At 65.4% G+C, this 15,925-nt stretch carries 16 protein-coding genes and 1 tRNA gene; 10 read left to right on the top strand and 7 right to left on the bottom strand.

Annotated features, from left to right (window positions below; translation table 11 throughout):
• Position 1 precedes the first annotated feature (1 nt).
• Together AC5Y6X_RS22015 and AC5Y6X_RS22010 are read left to right on the top strand one after the other, a co-directional pair.
• Positions 2 to 1,024 carry a YlbL family protein gene (locus AC5Y6X_RS22015; RefSeq protein WP_324678352.1) on the top strand — a complete coding sequence of 341 codons (1,023 nt, stop codon included), beginning with the start codon at positions 2 to 4 and terminating at the stop codon, positions 1,022 to 1,024.
• An 86-nt stretch (positions 1,025 to 1,110) separates the two neighbouring features.
• Positions 1,111 to 4,098, top strand: a complete 2,988-nt coding sequence (locus tag AC5Y6X_RS22010) for a UPF0182 family protein (protein ID WP_499989414.1) — start codon at positions 1,111 to 1,113, stop codon at positions 4,096 to 4,098.
• Positions 4,099 to 4,190: 92 nt separating this feature from the next.
• On the opposite strand, the gene AC5Y6X_RS22005 is transcribed toward AC5Y6X_RS22010, so the two are convergent.
• Entirely contained in the window at positions 4,191 to 5,135 is a 945-nt protein-coding gene (locus AC5Y6X_RS22005; protein ID WP_499989413.1) for a GlxA family transcriptional regulator, read from the bottom strand.
• A gap of 129 nt (positions 5,136 to 5,264) precedes the next feature.
• Between AC5Y6X_RS22005 and AC5Y6X_RS22000 the strand changes: the two genes are divergently transcribed.
• The 6 genes from AC5Y6X_RS22000 (at position 5,265) to AC5Y6X_RS21975 (ending at position 8,642) form a co-directional block, all read left to right on the top strand.
• On the top strand, positions 5,265 to 5,915 hold the full coding sequence (locus AC5Y6X_RS22000) for an HD domain-containing protein (protein WP_499989162.1): 651 nt from the start codon (positions 5,265 to 5,267) through the stop codon (positions 5,913 to 5,915).
• A gap of 299 nt (positions 5,916 to 6,214) precedes the next feature.
• The gene (locus AC5Y6X_RS21995) at positions 6,215 to 6,700 is read left to right on the top strand and encodes a cupin domain-containing protein (protein WP_499989161.1); all 486 of its coding nucleotides are present in this window, start codon (positions 6,215 to 6,217) and stop codon (positions 6,698 to 6,700) included.
• Between the two features lie 142 nt (positions 6,701 to 6,842).
• Positions 6,843 to 7,403 (top strand): NAD(P)H-dependent oxidoreductase, encoded by a 561-nt coding sequence (locus tag AC5Y6X_RS21990; protein WP_499989159.1) that lies wholly within the window; start codon positions 6,843 to 6,845, stop codon positions 7,401 to 7,403.
• A gap of 15 nt (positions 7,404 to 7,418) precedes the next feature.
• Positions 7,419 to 7,919, top strand: a complete 501-nt coding sequence (locus AC5Y6X_RS21985; protein WP_499989157.1) for a Dps family protein — start codon at positions 7,419 to 7,421, stop codon at positions 7,917 to 7,919.
• A 42-nt stretch (positions 7,920 to 7,961) separates the two neighbouring features.
• The gene (locus AC5Y6X_RS21980) at positions 7,962 to 8,489 is read left to right on the top strand and encodes a cupin domain-containing protein (RefSeq protein WP_499989156.1); all 528 of its coding nucleotides are present in this window, start codon (positions 7,962 to 7,964) and stop codon (positions 8,487 to 8,489) included.
• Between the two features lie 79 nt (positions 8,490 to 8,568).
• Positions 8,569 to 8,642, top strand: a tRNA-Met gene (locus AC5Y6X_RS21975).
• 192 nt (positions 8,643 to 8,834) lie between these two features.
• Here the strand turns inward: AC5Y6X_RS21975 and AC5Y6X_RS21970 are convergent.
• The 3 genes from AC5Y6X_RS21970 to AC5Y6X_RS21960 all read right to left on the bottom strand — a co-directional run bounded on the left by AC5Y6X_RS21970 (position 8,835) and on the right by AC5Y6X_RS21960 (position 11,884).
• Positions 8,835 to 10,820, bottom strand: a complete 1,986-nt coding sequence (locus AC5Y6X_RS21970; RefSeq protein ID WP_499989155.1) for a DEAD/DEAH box helicase family protein — start codon at positions 10,818 to 10,820, stop codon at positions 8,835 to 8,837.
• A gap of 14 nt (positions 10,821 to 10,834) precedes the next feature.
• On the bottom strand, positions 10,835 to 11,368 hold the full coding sequence (locus AC5Y6X_RS21965) for a helix-turn-helix domain-containing protein (protein ID WP_499989153.1): 534 nt from the start codon (positions 11,366 to 11,368) through the stop codon (positions 10,835 to 10,837).
• Positions 11,369 to 11,581: 213 nt separating this feature from the next.
• Positions 11,582 to 11,884: a helix-turn-helix domain-containing protein gene (locus AC5Y6X_RS21960; protein ID WP_499989412.1), complete on the bottom strand. Its 303-nt coding sequence runs from the start codon at positions 11,882 to 11,884 to the stop codon at positions 11,582 to 11,584.
• A gap of 121 nt (positions 11,885 to 12,005) precedes the next feature.
• Here AC5Y6X_RS21960 and AC5Y6X_RS21955 point away from each other — a divergent pair, with 121 nt between their 5' ends.
• Positions 12,006 to 12,434 carry a pyridoxamine 5'-phosphate oxidase family protein gene (locus AC5Y6X_RS21955; protein WP_499989151.1) on the top strand — a complete coding sequence of 143 codons (429 nt, stop codon included), beginning with the start codon at positions 12,006 to 12,008 and terminating at the stop codon, positions 12,432 to 12,434.
• A gap of 20 nt (positions 12,435 to 12,454) precedes the next feature.
• Here AC5Y6X_RS21955 and AC5Y6X_RS21950 read toward each other — a convergent pair whose 3' ends face one another.
• Together AC5Y6X_RS21950 and AC5Y6X_RS21945 are read right to left on the bottom strand one after the other, a co-directional pair.
• A complete protein-coding gene (locus AC5Y6X_RS21950; RefSeq protein WP_499989149.1) occupies positions 12,455 to 13,147 on the bottom strand; it encodes a PAS and ANTAR domain-containing protein in 693 nt (230 codons plus the stop codon).
• Positions 13,148 to 13,449: 302 nt separating this feature from the next.
• A complete protein-coding gene (locus AC5Y6X_RS21945) occupies positions 13,450 to 13,899 on the bottom strand; it encodes an Hsp20/alpha crystallin family protein (protein WP_499989147.1) in 450 nt (149 codons plus the stop codon).
• A 156-nt stretch (positions 13,900 to 14,055) separates the two neighbouring features.
• Here AC5Y6X_RS21945 and AC5Y6X_RS21940 point away from each other — a divergent pair, with 156 nt between their 5' ends.
• Positions 14,056 to 14,406, top strand: a complete 351-nt coding sequence (locus tag AC5Y6X_RS21940) for a MerR family transcriptional regulator (RefSeq protein ID WP_499989144.1) — start codon at positions 14,056 to 14,058, stop codon at positions 14,404 to 14,406.
• 2 nt (positions 14,407 to 14,408) lie between these two features.
• On the opposite strand, the gene AC5Y6X_RS21935 is transcribed toward AC5Y6X_RS21940, so the two are convergent.
• The gene (locus AC5Y6X_RS21935; RefSeq protein WP_499989142.1) at positions 14,409 to 15,869 is read right to left on the bottom strand and encodes an aminotransferase class I/II-fold pyridoxal phosphate-dependent enzyme; all 1,461 of its coding nucleotides are present in this window, start codon (positions 15,867 to 15,869) and stop codon (positions 14,409 to 14,411) included.
• Between the last annotated feature and the right edge of the window lie 56 nt (positions 15,870 to 15,925).

Raw genomic sequence — 15,925 nt, 5'->3', positions numbered from 1 at the left:
CGTGAACAGGCGGATTCTGACCTTGGCGGTCGCGCTGGTGCCGATCGTGGTCTTCGGCGTGTTGCTCGCGGTCGTGACGGTGCCGTTTGTGTCGCTGGGCCCCGGGCCGACCTTCGACACGCTCGGTGAGGTCGACGGCAAGCAGGTGGTCGCCATCCAGGGCGCGCTGACCCACCCCACGACCGGGCACCTGAACATGACGACGGTGTCCCAGCGCGACGGCCTGACCCTGGGCGAGGCCCTGACGCTGTGGCTGTCGGGGCAGGAGCAGCTGGTTCCGCGCGATCTCGTCTACCCGCCGGGCAAGTCGCGGGAGGACGTGGACAAGGCCAACAACGCCGACTTCAAGCAGTCCGAGGACAGCGCCGAATACGCCGCGCTGGGGTACCTGAAGTACCCGCCCGCGGTCACCGTCGCGACCGTCAACGATCCCGGGCCGTCGGCGGGCAAGCTGAAGTCCGGCGATGCCATCGACGCGGTCAACAACACCCCGGTCGTCAACGTCGAGCAGTTCACCGGGTTGCTGAAGAACACCAAGCCCGGCCAGGTGGTGACGATCGACTTCCGCCGCAAGAACGAGCCGCCGGGCGTGGCGCAGATCACGCTGGGCACCAACAAGGATCGCGACTACGGCTTTTTGGGCGTCGCGGTGCTCGACGCGCCGTGGGCGCCGTTCGTGGTCGATTTCAACCTCGCCAACGTGGGCGGGCCGTCCGCGGGGCTGATGTTCAGCCTGGCGGTCGTCGACAAGCTCACCACCGGCGACCTGACCGGGTCGACGTTCGTCGCCGGGACGGGAACCATCTCCGCCGACGGCAAGGTGGGCCAGATCGGCGGCATCACGCACAAGATGGTGTCCGCCCACGCCGCGGGCGCCACCGTGTTCCTGGTACCCGCGAAGAACTGCTACGAGGCGAAGTCGGACAACCCGTCCGGGATGCGCTTGGTCAAGGTCGAGACGCTCACCGAGGCGGTCGACGCGCTGCACGCGATCACGTCCGGGGGCCAGCCGCCCACCTGCTAGGCGAGCCGCGGATGGCCTGCCGTGCCATGCGTAGAGTTGTCATCGTCGCCACATCGAGGCGCCACATCGATCAGGGAGCGTTGCCAGTGGGGATGCGGCCCACCGCGAGAATGCCGAAGCTGACCCGGCGCAGCCGGATCCTGATTTTGATCGCACTGGGTGTGATCGTTTTGCTGCTCGCGGGCCCGCGACTGATCGACGCCTACGTCGACTGGCTGTGGTTCGGCGAGTTGGGCTACCGCTCGGTGTTCACCACCGTGCTGGTGACGCGCATCGTGGTGTTCCTGGTCGCTGGCCTGCTGGTCGGCGGCATCGTGTTCGCCGGGCTGGCGGTGGCCTACCGCACCCGCCCGGTCTTCGTCCCGAGCAACGACAACGATCCGGTGGCGCGCTACCGCACCGTCGTCATGTCGCGGCTGCGACTGGTGGGCATCGGGATCCCGGCGGCGATCGGCCTGCTGGCCGGCATCATCGCGCAGAGCTATTGGGTGCGCATCCAGCTGTTCCTGCACGGCGGTAACTTCGGCGTCAGGGATCCGCAGTTCGGCAAGGACCTCGGTTTCTACGCGTTCGACCTGCCGTTCTACCGGCTGCTGCTCAGCTACATGTTCGTGGCCGTGTTCCTGGCCTTGGTGGCGAACCTGTTGGCGCACTACATCTTTGGCGGCATCCGGCTGTCCGGGCGCACCGGCGCCCTGAGCCGCTCGGCGCGCATCCAGCTGGTCACCCTGGTCGGCGCGCTGGTGCTGCTCAAGGCGATCGCCTACTGGCTGGATCGCTATGAACTGCTGTCGCACACGCGCGGCGGCAAGCCGTTCACCGGGGCCGGGTACACCGACATCAACGCGGTGCTGCCGGCCAAGCTGATCCTGATGGCGATCGCGTTGATCTGCGCCGCCGCGGTCTTTTCCGCGATCACGTTGCGGGACTTGCGGATTCCGGCGATCGGGCTGGTTCTGCTGCTGCTGTCGTCGCTGATCGTGGGCGCCGGCTGGCCGCTGATCGTCGAGCAGATCAGCGTGCGACCCAATGCCGCGCAAAAGGAAAGCGAATACATCAGCCGAAGCATCGCCGCGACCCGGCAGGCGTACGGGCTGACGTCCGACGTGGTGTCCTACCGCAACTACACCGGCGACGGGCAGGCCACCGCCCAGCAGGTCGCGTCCGATCGCGCGACCACCTCGAACATCCGGCTGCTCGACCCGACCATCGTCAGCCCGGCGTTCACCCAGTTCCAGCAGGGTAAGAACTTCTTCTACTTCCCGGACCAGCTGTCCATCGACCGCTACCTCGACCGCAACGGCGCGCTGCGCGATTACGTCGTCGCCGCCCGGGAGCTCAACCCGGACCGGCTGATCGACAACCAGCGGGACTGGATCAACCGGCACACCGTCTACACCCACGGCAACGGGTTCATCGCGTCGCCGGCCAACACCGTGCGCGGGATCGCCAACGACCCCAACCAGAACGGTGGCTATCCGGAGTTCCTCGTCAACGTCGTCGGCGCCAACGGCAGCGTCGTGTCCGACGGCCCGGCCCCGCTGGACCAGCCGCGCATCTACTTCGGCCCCGTCATCTCCAACACGTCCGCCGACTACGCGATCGTCGGGCGCAACGGCAACGACCGCGAATACGACTACGAGACCAGCACCGAAACCAAGAACTACACCTATTCCGGGCTCGGGGGAGTGCCCATCGGCAGCTGGATCTCCCGCAGCGTGTTCGCCGCCAAGTTCGCCGAGCGAAACTTCTTGTTCTCCAACGTGATCGGCTCCAACAGCAAGATCCTGTTCAACCGGGATCCGGCGCAGCGGGTGGAGGCGGTGGCGCCCTGGCTGACGACGGACAGCGCCGTGTACCCCGCTATCGTCAACAAGCGGCTGGTGTGGATCATCGACGGCTACACCACGTTGGACAACTACCCGTACTCCGAGCTCACCTCGCTGTCGGCGGCGACGGCCGACTCCACCGAGGTGGCGTTCAACCGGCTGGCGCCCGAAAAGCAGGTGTCCTACATCCGAAATTCGGTGAAGGCCACGGTGGATGCCTACGACGGCACGGTGACGCTGTACGCGCAGGACGAGCAGGACCCGGTGCTGAAGGCGTGGATGCGGGTGTTCCCGGGCACGGTCAAGCCCAAGAGCGACATCACCCCCGAGCTCGCCGAACACCTGCGTTACCCCGAGGACCTGTTCAAGGTGCAGCGGATGCTGCTGGCCAAGTATCACGTCAACGACCCCGTGACGTTCTTCTCCACGTCGGACTTCTGGGACGTTCCCCTGGATCCCAATCCGACCGCCAGCAGCTATCAGCCGCCGTACTACATCGTGGCGAAAAACATTGGCAAGAACGACAATTCGTCCTCCTATCAGCTGATCAGCGCGATGAACCGGTTCAAGCGCGACTACCTGGCCGCCTACATCAGCGCCAGTTCCGACCCCGCGACGTACGGCAAGATCACCGTGCTGACCATCCCGGGCCAGGTCAACGGCCCCAAGCTGGCCAACAACGCGATCACCACCGATCCCGCGGTGTCGCAGGACCTCGGCGTGATCGGGCGCGACAACCAGAACCGGATCCGCTGGGGCAATCTGCTCACCCTCCCGGTCGGCCAGGGCGGGCTGCTCTACGTCGAACCCGTCTACGCCTCCCCGGGGGCCAGCGACGCCGCGTCGTCGTATCCGCGGCTGATCCGGGTGGCGATGATGTACAACGACAAGATCGGCTACGGTCCGACCGTCGGCGACGCGCTCACCGGCCTGTTCGGGCCCGGCGCGGGTGCGGCCGCGACGGGGATCGAACCCACCGAGGCCGGCATGCCCGCGAGCCCGCCCGCCAGCCCGCCGACGCCGGCCGGCACACCGCCCGTAGCGGCGCCCCCGGCGCCCGCTGCGGTGCCGCCCTCCCCGGATGGGTCGGTGACGTTGTCGCCGGCCAAAGCCGCTGCCCTGCAGGACATCCAGTCGGCGATCGGCGCGGCGCGCGACGCGCAGAAGAAGGGCGATTTCGCCGCCTACGGCGCGGCGCTGCAGCGACTCGACGACGCCATCAACAAATACAACGCCGCCAAGTAACTCACTTCCCCTTCCCCCCTTCCCCCGGCGAGCGTGCGTGTCTGTACACCGGCACGCCGGAAAAGCTGACGATCTGCGCACGCTCGCGGATCTCAGCCGCGGGACGCCGTGCGGAATCGGTCCCGGTAGGCCTTCGGCGAGACGCCGAGGCGGTCGATGAACACGCGCCGGAGGCTCTCGGTGCTGCCAAACCCCGCCATGCGCGCGGCGTCGGCGACGCTACGGCCGGCGTCGAGCGCGGCGCGGGCGGCGTCGATGCGCACCATTTCCACGTAGCGGGCGGGTGTCGTCCCGAGCTCGGACTGGAACAACCGCGTCAGCTGCCGCGTGCTCATGGACGCGCGCGCGGCAAGGCTGTTGACGCTGTGGTTCGCCGCGGGGTCGGCGGAGATCGCATCGGTGGCCTTGCGCAGCGGCGACTGCGGCGGCGGGTCGGCCTCGACCAGCACCGAGAACTGCGATTGGCCGCCCGCGCGCTTGAGGTAGACGACCAGCCACCGGGCCACCGCGCGGACGAGGTCGGTGCCGTAATCCATTTCGACCAGCGCCAGCGCCAGGTCGATGCCCGACGACACCCCGGCCGAGGTGAAGACATCGCCGTCGCGGACGAAGATCGCGTCCGGTTCGACGGTGACGCCCGGGAAGGCGCGGGCGAACAACCGGACGTCATGCCAGTGCGTGGTGGCGCGCCGGCCGTCGAGGAGGCCGGCCTGCGCCAGGACGAACGAGCCCGTGCAAATCGAGGCGAGCCGCCGGGTGCGGCCCGCGACCGACTTGATCGCCTCGACGAGCCCGGGGTCGATCGCCCGCCGGGGCAGGCTGTCGCTGCCGGCGACCAGGACCGTGTCGGCCGACTCGATCGAGGTGACGGCGTCCGTGACGCCCAACCGCGTCCCGATCGAGGTCGTGACGTCGCGCCCGTCCACCGACGCGATCTTGAGTTCGTAGTCGGCGCCGAAGCGGTTGGCTTCCGCGAAGACCTCACCCACTCCCGCAACGTCCAGCATCGTGACGTCGTCGAAGACGACAACCACCATCACCCGCGATCGCGCACCGACTTCAGTCACGGACTCATTGTGTCGCAATCTGTGGGAACGACGGCTGCAACGGTGCCGGTGGATAGCGGTGTGGCAACGCATGATGGTCCAAGACAAGGAGGAACGATCATGGCCGTCCAGTCGCCGGAGACCATTGCCGACATCGTCGTACCCGACACAGCGCTGGTGCGCGCGATCACCGACTTCATCCGCGGAGCCGAAGACGATCTGCTCTTCCACCATTCGCGTCGGGTATTCCTGTTCGGTGCACTACAGGGCCACCGCCGCGGACTGCAACCAGACTTGGAGCTGTTGTACGCCGGTGCCATGTTCCACGACCTCGGCCTCACCCGGCGGCATCGCACCTCCAGCCTGCGCTTCGAGGTCGACGGCGCGAATGCGGCGCGAGAGTTCCTGCTGCAGCACGGCGTCGACAAGGCCGACGCCGACAAGGTGTGGCTGGGCATCGCCTTGCACACCACGCCCGGGATACCCGAGTTCCTCGCGCCCGAAGTCGCCTTGGTCACCGCGGGTGTCGAAACCGACGTGCTGGGCATTGGCCGAGAGACCTTGTCCCGTAAAGACATTGACGCCGTGACTGCCGCCCATCCACGACCGGGTTTTAAGCGGCGCATCCTGGCGGCCTTCAACGACGGTATGAAGCATCGTCCGGAAACCACTTTCGGCACGATGAACGCCGATGTGCTGGAGCACTTCGACCAGACATTCGAGCGGGGGAACATGGTCGACCTCATTCTCGGCAGCAGTTGGCCCGAATAGGTGGGGCCGAATAGCCTTGCAGCGCAGCAATTCTTCTGAGTGCTGCAGATGCTCCCGCATCGTGAAGGCAAGCATGACTCGTGGCCGAAATCGTCAGCTGGTCAACCAAATTGAGCAACTGCAACAGTGCGTCAAGCGAGAGAAGGGAACCGATGCCCTGACACCGGAGGACGAGGAGCAGACGTGCGTCATGCGCGCGGTCATTCCCTGAAACAGCTGTTCCACTAAACGATTCCGCCGTCTGCAGAATGGCTGCAACGTGTATATCAGTACGCGTCGATGAAAGGTAACAGATAACCATGGCCTCACCGGGTAATAACGAAGCGCTGGACCTTTTCGGACCCATTGTCGACTTCATGACACCCCCTGACGAAGAGCAGCTTTGCGTCGTGCGCCTAGTCATGCCCTCAGGGGTCACAATGCCGCTGCACAGCCACAAGGACTTTGGAGATTTGTACATCCTTGCCGGCAGTTGCCAAGTTCTGGTGGAGGACAACGACGACATCGAATGGTGCGACGCCCACGCCGGTGATTACATCCGGGTGCCGAGTGATGCTATGCACGCCCTACGCAATGTCTCCGAAGAGCCCGCCGTCGCCCTCGTCATCACGACACCACATCGGGGTGCCTTCTTTCGTGAGGTTGGCCGGCCAGTCGGTTCCTCGCCACCGACTGCCGTAGAGGTGGCTCGCTTCGCCGCGATCGCGGAACGTTATGGATACCGAGTGGCAACACCGGAAGAAAACGCAGCGGTCGGCATCACGTCATCGATGCTGACCGCATGACGATCCGGCCAAGTCGCGATTCTTATGGGCGGTTGGTGTAGCTCGGTTGTCGCTAGCTGTGGGAAAGATGTCCCATCGTCGGTTGCGGCCACACGCTGACTCGCCGCAAGCTCTGGTTGATTGGTAAATGGAAGGATGCTTAATGAGCACTCGAATCCTGGCAATGGTGGGAAGCCTGCGAGCCGGTTCCTATAACCGCCAGCTGGCCGAGGCGGCCGTCAAACTCGCACCGGAAAGCATCGAGGTCGAAATTTATGAGGGCCTGGCCGATGTGCCCTACTACAACGAAGACCTCGACCAGCCCCGCGCCGTACCGCCTGCGGCCGGCGCGCTGCGCGCTGCCGTGGATTCCGTGGACGCTCTGCTGATGGTCACACCGGAATACAACGGCACCGTCCCCGCCGCACTCAAGAACGCTGTCGACTGGTTGTCAAGGCCGTACCACAGCGCGGTAATCGACAATAAGCCTGTCGTTGTCATCGGTACCTCCGGCGGAAGATACGGCGGCGCATGGGCGCACGAAGACGCCCGCAAGGCGGCGCGTATCGCCGGCGCGACCGTGCTCGACTCGGTCGCTCTGTCGGTGCCCCGCGCGGCGACGCGGTTTGCCGACACCCCTCCCGTGTGCGACGAGGAAATCATCGCCAAGATGCCCACCATCCTCAATGCGCTCGCCTCAGCAGCCCAAACCCCAACCGACTGACCGAAGGGATCTGCCATGACAACATCGCTGTCCGTCAACCGTCGTGACGTCGACGAGGTCCGGCCATTTGTCGCTCCGGCCAACCTGTTTGCGAACCTGCAAGCCGTGCTGGTCGACTTGATCGAATTGCACCTGCAAGGCAAGCAAGCGCACTGGAACGTCGTCGGCACAAATTTCCGCGATCTGCATCTGCAGCTCGACAGCACCGTCGATACCGCGCGCGAAGCCAGTGACACGATCGCCGAACGGATGCGCGCCTTGGACGCGGTACCTGACGGGCGGTCGGACACCGTCGTCGCAACGACAAGCCTTCCCGCCATAGCCCCGGGTCTACTCAACGTCACCGAAGCGGTCCAGATGATCACCAACCGGATCTTCGCCGTCGTGGGCACCATGCGCAGTGTTCACGACGAGGTCGACGCCGCCGATCCCTCGACCGCCGACTTGCTGCACGCCATCATCGACGACCTGGAAAAGCAGGCATGGCTGCTCAAGTCCGAAATCGGCACAGCTTGAGCGCCACGGGATTCCGGCCGACTACACGAGGAGGTATGTCAGATGACTCAGCCCGGGGTCACGGTCGTGCAGCCAGGAGAAGGGGATTACGTTGCCCTGCCTGGCTTTGGCGCGGTGCTCAAGCTATCCAGCCGCACCAACGGAGGGGAGGTGTCTATCGTCGAGCATCCGTTTGAGGTCGGCCTGCTCACCGCGGCGCACCGGCACACCCGCGAAGACGAGCATTCAATTGTGTTGGCAGGCGAGATCGGGTTCCGTTCTGACGACAGTGAAGTCGTCCTCGGTCCCGGCGGCTACATCACCAAGCCGCGGGGGCAGATGCACGCCATGTGGAACGCCGGCAGCGAGCCTGGTCGCATCGTCGAGATCATCACACCGGGCGGCTTCGAGAACTACTTCCGCGAGCTGGGTGAGCTGCTGGTTGAGCATGCAAATGATCCGGTCGCCACGGTCCTGCACGACCTACCCGAGTTCGGGGAGCTCGCCGACAAATACGGGCTGACCTATGGGTCGCCGGACTGGATGGACGACATCCGCCAGCGCTACGGGCTGAACCCGCCTTCGCACTGATTCGCCTGCCAGGTGTAGGCGCCGCTCAGCCCGCGATTTGGCGGCCTTGCAGGTGTTCGGTAACCTGGTATTCACCCATCGCGGGGTGGAGCAGCTCGGTAGCTCGCTGGGCTCATAACCCAGAGGTCGCAGGTTCGAATCCTGTCCCCGCTACTAATGTCCCCGCTACTAACGAAAGTAGCCCTGACCGGGTTAAACGGCCGTCAGCATCAGCTGGCGGCCGTTTCGTCTCGTGAACTTTTCTGAGCGAGCGGCTGGGGCGTTGGTGCCCTAGTGTCGCCAACGCCCGGCGCTTGGCCCGGTGATCGCTGGGTCAGCTGCCGTGGCGGTCGTACCTAGGGGCGCTTATCGGACCAGTGTTCGGGGATCGGGGAAGCCCAATTTTGTGTAGCCGGGCGCGCGTTTTCGCAGTGAAGAGGCGATTACCGGAGTGAGTTCGTCGTGGTAGTCGTGCACGGTTGCGGCGGTCTTGGCGGCGTGGGGCCGGGTGACGCGCCCGACGTACTGAATGAGCCTGTTCTTGAAGCTGATTGGGGCGGCGAGGAACAATGTGTCCAAGACCGGGCAGTCGAATCCCTCGCCGATGAATGAGCCAGTACCGATAATCAGCAAGGGCCCGTCGTCGGCGGTGTGATTGGCGAGTTGTTGAGAGATCTCGCGGCGCTGGCGCGCCTTCATCTGGCCGCTCAGCACGACGACATCCTTCTCGGCGTTCCGGAGCCGTTCGGCGATGGCGTTGAGGTGATCAATCCACGTAGTGAGGACGAGGATGTTGGCGCCGTCGGCGTGAGCCGAAAGGACGTCAGCGACGATCTGCTCGAGGCGGGCTTCGTCGCCAATGAGGGCTCGGTAGATCTCGGCCATCCCGCCTGGCGCACTGGGATCGGCTTGTCCGGTGTAGCGGAACTGGGTGGCATGGACGTATAGGACAGGGTGCGGTGCGAGCAGGTCGGTGCCCGCCGAAGGGAGTTGGCCCGCGGTAGGGGCTTCGAGGGTGACGTGATGTGATCCGAGTTGGTGGTAGATCAGGTCTTCGAGTCCGTCGCGGCGTTCAGGTGTAGCCGTGAGCCCGAGCCAGTATTTGGCGGGTATTCGATTGAGGACGTGGAAGAACGCACTGGCGGCGATGTGGTGGCATTCGTCGGCGACGACGAAACCGTAACTCGCCGTGAGCTCTTCGATGTTGCCGCGGCGGGCGAGCGTGGGTAGCAACGCAATGTCGATGATGCCGGTGGTCTTGGATCGTCCGCCGCCGATCTGTCCGCACTTGAATCCGAGGTGTTTCTGCAACCGGTCACGCCACTGGTCCGCCAGCGCTTTGCGGTCGACCAGGATGAGGGTTGTGGTGGCGCGGGAGACGATGGCGGCGCAGGCAATCACCGTTTTGCCCACGCCAGGCGGTGCGATTAGGACGCTGGTGTCTTGTTCAACGAGGTGTCGGACGGCGTCGGCCTGTTCGGGCCTAAGTGCTGTTGAGCAGCTGAATTCGTGACTGTCACCGGCGGTGCGGTTGTCGTCGATGTGTAACGTACTTCCTGCTGAGTCGACCAAATCTGTTAGAAGCCCGTAAAGTCCGCGCGGCAGCACGAGATCACCTTCGACCGTCTCGTCGTAGCTGTAGAGGAAGCGCGGCGTGTTCCAGGTGTTGCGTCGAGCGCGTTGGCGGGCATCGAATTCCGGATTGCGGATGGAGGCTGCGTGTTTGACGGTCGAGATCATGGCTGGACCAAGGTCGTTGGCGGTCAGAGTTATTCGGGATGTGAAGGTTGCCCGGATGATCGCTGCCGGCCTCGGCACGATTTTCGACGAGGTGGGTAGCTGCAGCCGGCGCACGCGATGGCCGAACTGCGGATCGGGCAGAGTGCGAACCAGCGTGGTCACATCTTGTGTGACAGGCGCGCGATGCTGGACGGTATCTGCCGCAAATGCGGCCGGGGACAGTACCTTGATGTGCGCGGGAATCTTCGCCGCGGGGAAGTCCTTGAGATTATCGGTGACGATGGCGCCGGCTCCACCGACTAACGCCGCTGCAGCCACGTGTTCATCGTTCGGGTCTGGCAGGTGGAAGCTTCCGTCGTAAGGTTCCCAGTTTTCGACCACTGCGTCGTCGAACGCCGTTGTCATGTGGTCAATGAGGTGACTGGCCCGCACGGCGGCGGCAGCGGGTTGTTCTCCGCGATTCATCAGCTTCTCTGTCTCGTGGTATTCGATTTCGGCCAGGATTTCGGTTGACCACAGCGGTCGATAGAGCCCTTCGATTGCGAGTGAAAGCAAGAAGTCCCGCTGCAAGCTCGGCCAAAGCACCGAGGTGTCGAGCAGGGCGGCGAACATCGCCGCCCATGGTGTCAGCTTGGCTGGGCCGATTTATTTCGGCGCGCCGCCACAGCCCTGCGTGCTTCGCGCAGTTGCCTGCGGATCGCGTCGGGATCGTCATCGTGGCCGATGTCTGCGGTCGCCGCCAGTGCGTCGTATTGACGCTGGCGGCGCTGTTCGCGATAGATCAGCACGTCGTCGAGCAGAAGCCGATGCCGGTTGCCGATTCGTTCGGCAGGCAGGACGTTGTCATTGATCAACCGCACTATCGTCGGGCGGCTGACGCCGACAAGGTCGGCCGCCTGCTGTGTGGTCAGTGTCATGGTTTGCGGCGCGACGGTCACTGCCTTGCCCGCATGAAGTGCTGCCACGACTTTCGTCAAGGCTTCGTGGACTGGGCCGGGCAGCTCGATGCGGTCGTGCTCGTCGACACCAACCAGTGCGTAACTTGGAGAGGCCGCTGCGCCATGTCGGCGCTCGTGAGCCGCCAGGAACCCGACCACCGGTGCAAGTTCCTCTGGATGCTCGGAGAGGAAGGTCGCGGTCTCGACCGCTTCGGCGCCCACAGGAGTTCACCACCTATCCGAACGAAGCGAAATAATTTTCGGAACGTTCGAATAATAGCTCAAATGGCGGCGCGCGTCCATCACTTCATCTGTCCTCGCTACTAATGTCCCCGCTACCAAGGAAAGTGGCACTAGGAGGAGATTCCGGGGGCCGTTTCATGCCCGCTGGGAAAACACTCAGCGCGAAGCTTCGGACACACGCAGCATGACGCGTCAGGCTGTGAGTTCCACACTGCTATCCAAAAAGTCGGCGACGATCAGCAGATGCCCACCGAGGGCGGCCACGTAAGACTGCAGCGTCCCCAGCTCGGTGTGCGACAGGTCGCCACTTTCCAGCTTGGAAACCCGCGCCTGGGAAACGCCCATGACTTCGGCGACGTCAGCCTGGCGGGCATGGCCGTGCGCTTTGCGGATCTCGGCGAGCCGGTAGGCCTGGACGGCGTCGTGCATCTCCTTGCGTGCCGTCTCGGCCCGCGCCGGGTCCACACGGCCCTGTGCGATCGCGTCCGCACGAATCTCGCGCCAGGCGGATTGGACGGCGGACCGTCGCCGATCTCCAGCGTTGGCACCGAACGGGTTTTCGCCAGTGGCGCTGCGCCCCGGAATAGCCCCGCGTCGCCGGCGCGTTCTGCCGGCCATGAAACCTTTTACCGAGTCGCAGCGCCAGGAGTTCCTGGCGGCCAAGCATGTAGGCGTGTTATCCGTGGAAGCGGTGGACGATAGGCCCCCGGCCAGCATCCCGATTTGGTACGACTACACCCCCGGCGGCGACATCCGGATCAACACCGGTCCGGGGACCCGCAAGGCCAAGCTCATCGAGCGGGCCGGTGCGGTGACGCTGGTCGCCCAGCGCGAAGAGCTTCCGTATCAATACGTGGTCGTCGAGGGCACCGTCGTCGACACCACCACGCCGGCCCCGGCCGAGATACGCGAAGCCATCGCGATCCGTTACCTCGGCGAGGAAGGCGGGCGCCAGTTCGTCCGGAGCATGGAGGGTCAGGACAGCGTGCTGTTCACCATCCGGCCTGACCGCTGGCTGACCGCCGACTTCTCCGACGAGCTCTGAGCCGAAGCCAAGCGCCCGTCCTACCTCTGGTCGACGCGCTCCTTGTCGCGGTCGATGCGGGAATGCGCGGTCAGCATCAGGTGGTCGAACTCCGACTGCGAGGTGAGCGTCGGGCCGACGCCGCGGAAGTCCTCGGTGATCTGTTCGGCCAGCAGCCGCAGCTTGACGTTGGCCTCCTGGGACAACCACTTGAGCAGATCGAACGCTGCGTTGTCACCGATGCCGTAGATGAGCATCAGCATGCCCTTGGCCTGCTCGATGCCGGCGCGCTGCTCGGTGATCTCGGCCACCTTCTCCGTGACCAATTGCTCGCGCTCCTGGTCGGGTAGCGGGGAGACGTCGACGTAGAACCCGTGCGTCCCGATCACGGCGCCTTCGTCGTCGCGCAGTTGGTCGCCGACGACGACGACGGAGCGCACGTTTCCCTGGGTGTCGATGATCCGATGGCGGGTGCTGAACGCCTTGTGGGTGCTCAAGATTTCTTCGATGGTGGCCGCGACCTGTCCACGGTCGTCGGGGTGTTTGTGTGACAGGACCAGGTCGGTGGTCGGGGTGACGGTGCCGGGCTCATAGCCGTGCATGCGCTGCACCTGTTCCGACCATTCCCACCGCTGATCGGCGAAATAGAATCGGAACCAACCCGCGCGCTGCGGCGTGCCGCCGGCCAAGGCTTGTTCGACATCGGCCGATTGGCCGTTCAGATCCCAATTCATCGTGGACGTGTCTCCTCGGGTGCAGTTCACCGGAAAGACCGACCGCCGTTTCCGCGCGCACCACCGAGCCCGCCCGAACGGGGGATGGGTGCGGGAGGTCGCGGAGCGACGTCATGGGCTTTGGCGCTAGCTGTTCAACGCCGAGGACAGGCTGGAATATCGTGTCACAGAACCACCTGGTGCAACCCGATGTCAGCCCCGGTCTCGCTGGCGTGGCGGCGGTGGCCGCGAACGCCGGCCTCGTTGGCAGGCAGGCCGATTGGGCCACCGCCGGTTGGGCCACCGCCCCGCTCATCGGTGAATCAGGCGTCTACCACCTCCCGGTTTCCGGCACTCTCGTTGATCGCCTTGTGTCCGTTGCCGCGGGCGACGGAGATCTTGCGCGGCTTGGCCTTCTCGGCCACCGGGATGCGCAGGCTCAGGACGCCCTCGTTGTAGGCCGCCTGGATCCGGTTGGTGTCGAGGTTTTCCCCGAGGACGAGCTGGCGGCTGAACACCCCGCGCGACCGCTCGGCGGCCAGCATTTCGCGGTTGGGATCCACTGCCGGCCGCTCGGCGCGCACGGTCACCACGTTGCGCTCGATGTCGATGTCGAGCGAGTCGGGGTTGATGCCGGGCAGGTCGAACTCGACGACGAATTCCTCGCCCTCGCGCCAGGCATCCATCGGCATCACCGCGGGCCGGGCTGCCGTGCCGAGTACCTGCTGAGCGAAGCGGTCCAGGTCGCGGAACGGGTCGGTACGCATCAGCATGGCGGTCACCTCTCACTCCAATCTCTGGTTGTGAAGCTGATATTTCCTATGTCTCACGACATAGATTTTATATAGCACTATCGACACTTCAGTGCAAGTGTGGTAAATAGTTTTTCTGTGCGAACCAGTTCAGGAGATGCCGTTCAGGAGACGTCAATGGCCAACAACGCCGGTGACACCCCGGCCCCCGACCACGGGGTCTACGGCATTTCGGTGGCCGCCGAGCTGTCCGGCGTCGCCGTGCAGTCGCTGCGCCTGTACGAGCGTTACGGGCTGCTGAACCCGGCTCGAAGCAAAGGCGGAACCCGCCGCTACAGCGCCGATGACCTGGCGCGGTTGCAGCGGATCAGCGCGCTGGTCGACGCCGGGGTCAACCTCGCCGGCATCGCCCGCATCCTCAGCCTGGAGGACGACAACGCCGCCCTGTCCGCGACCAACACCGATCTGCGTTCCACCAACCGCACCCTGCGGAAGGCCGCGAAGCGGTCCAACAAGAACGCAACCTGACCTCAGGCGACCACCCGGAACAGCTGCGCGCTCGGGTCCGCGGGGTCGGGCAGCGTCATGCCGGCTTCGGCGCCGGACCGCAGGTAGTCGATCACGGCGTCGTTGAGCAGCTCACCGGGCACGACCGCGGGAATGCCGGGCGGATACGGGGTGATCTGCTCCGCCGCGACCCGGCCGGCGGCCTTGGCGGCGGGCACCATTTCGGTCGGACAGAAAAACGCGTCACGCGGCAGGCGCACGGTTTCCAACTGCAGCTCCTCCGGTGTGGGCAGCCGTATCGGCGGCGGCGGGTCGAAGTCCTCGGCCGCCGCGCGCCACCGCGTCATCGCCGCCACCAGGCGGTCCGCGGTTCGCTTGTCGTCGGCGAACGACATCGTCGCCAGCACCCGGCGGTGGTCGCTGAGGCCGAGGTCGAGCTTGCAGTGCTCGCGCAGCCAGTCCACGGCCTGGTATCCCGACGTTCCGGTCCCGGAGACATCCATCAAGACCTGCGTGGTGTCCAGGTCGCAGGACGCCTCCCTGCCCAGCAGCTCGTCCTCGAGGACCGTGAGGTCCGCGATCTCGGCCAGCCGGGCCCGCAGGTGGCGGGCGAGGTCGAGTTCGGCGCTGAGCAGCTCGTGCCCGTGCTCGACCATCTGGCGCCGCCAGCCGTCGAGCGCGGCATAGATCAGCACGTTCGGGCTGGTTGTCATCAGCAGGTCGGCACACATCGAAAGCCGTTGCGGATCAACAAGATTGCCCTGCAGGTGGAACACCGAGCCCTGCTCGAACCCCGCGCCCATCTTGTGGACGCTGACCACGCAGACGTCGGCGCCGGCGTCCATCGCCCATGTCGGCAGGTCCTCGTGGAACGGAAGGTGCGCGCCCCAGGCCTCGTCGACTATCAGCGGCTTGCCCCGCCGGTGGCAGACGTCGGCGATGGCCGAGATGTCGGCGCAGGTGCCGTACGGGCTGGGGCTGACGATCAGCGCCCCGGCCGCGTCCGGGTACTTCTCCCACGCGGCCGCCACCTGCTCCGGCGACGGCGGATGCGAAAAATGCCGTTCGACGTCCCAGCGCGGGGTGATCCACCTGGGCCGCACGCCCGAGAAGATCAGGCCCGCCACGATCGACTTGTGGCTGTCGCGGGCGACGAGCAGGCCGCCGTCCGCCCCGCCCGCGACGGCCATCATCGCGGCCCGCACCGACAGCGAGCTACCGCACGTGGAGAAGAAGGCGTGCTGCGCGCCGACGGCGTCGGCCATCAACTCCTCCGCGCGCGCCAGGAACTTCCCGCGCGACATCCGGTCGTCGAGCCCGTTGGTGGCGAGCAGATCGTTGCGGAACGGGTCCCTGCCCAGCACGGCAATGACGCGGTCGTCGACCCCGGCACCCTGGCGGTGCCCCGGCGGGCTGAAACCGTAGCGGCCGTTTCGGCGGTAGTCGACCAGCGCGTCGAGCAGCGGTGCCTGCGACTGATCCATGGCGAATCGGGTACCCAGGGTCAGCGGGCGCCAATCGGCGCTCGCCCGCTTGTCGA

The sequence above is a fragment of the Mycobacterium sp. NGS26 genome (genome assembly GCF_059813025.1).
This window is presented reverse-complemented; position numbering and strand designations above follow the sequence as displayed.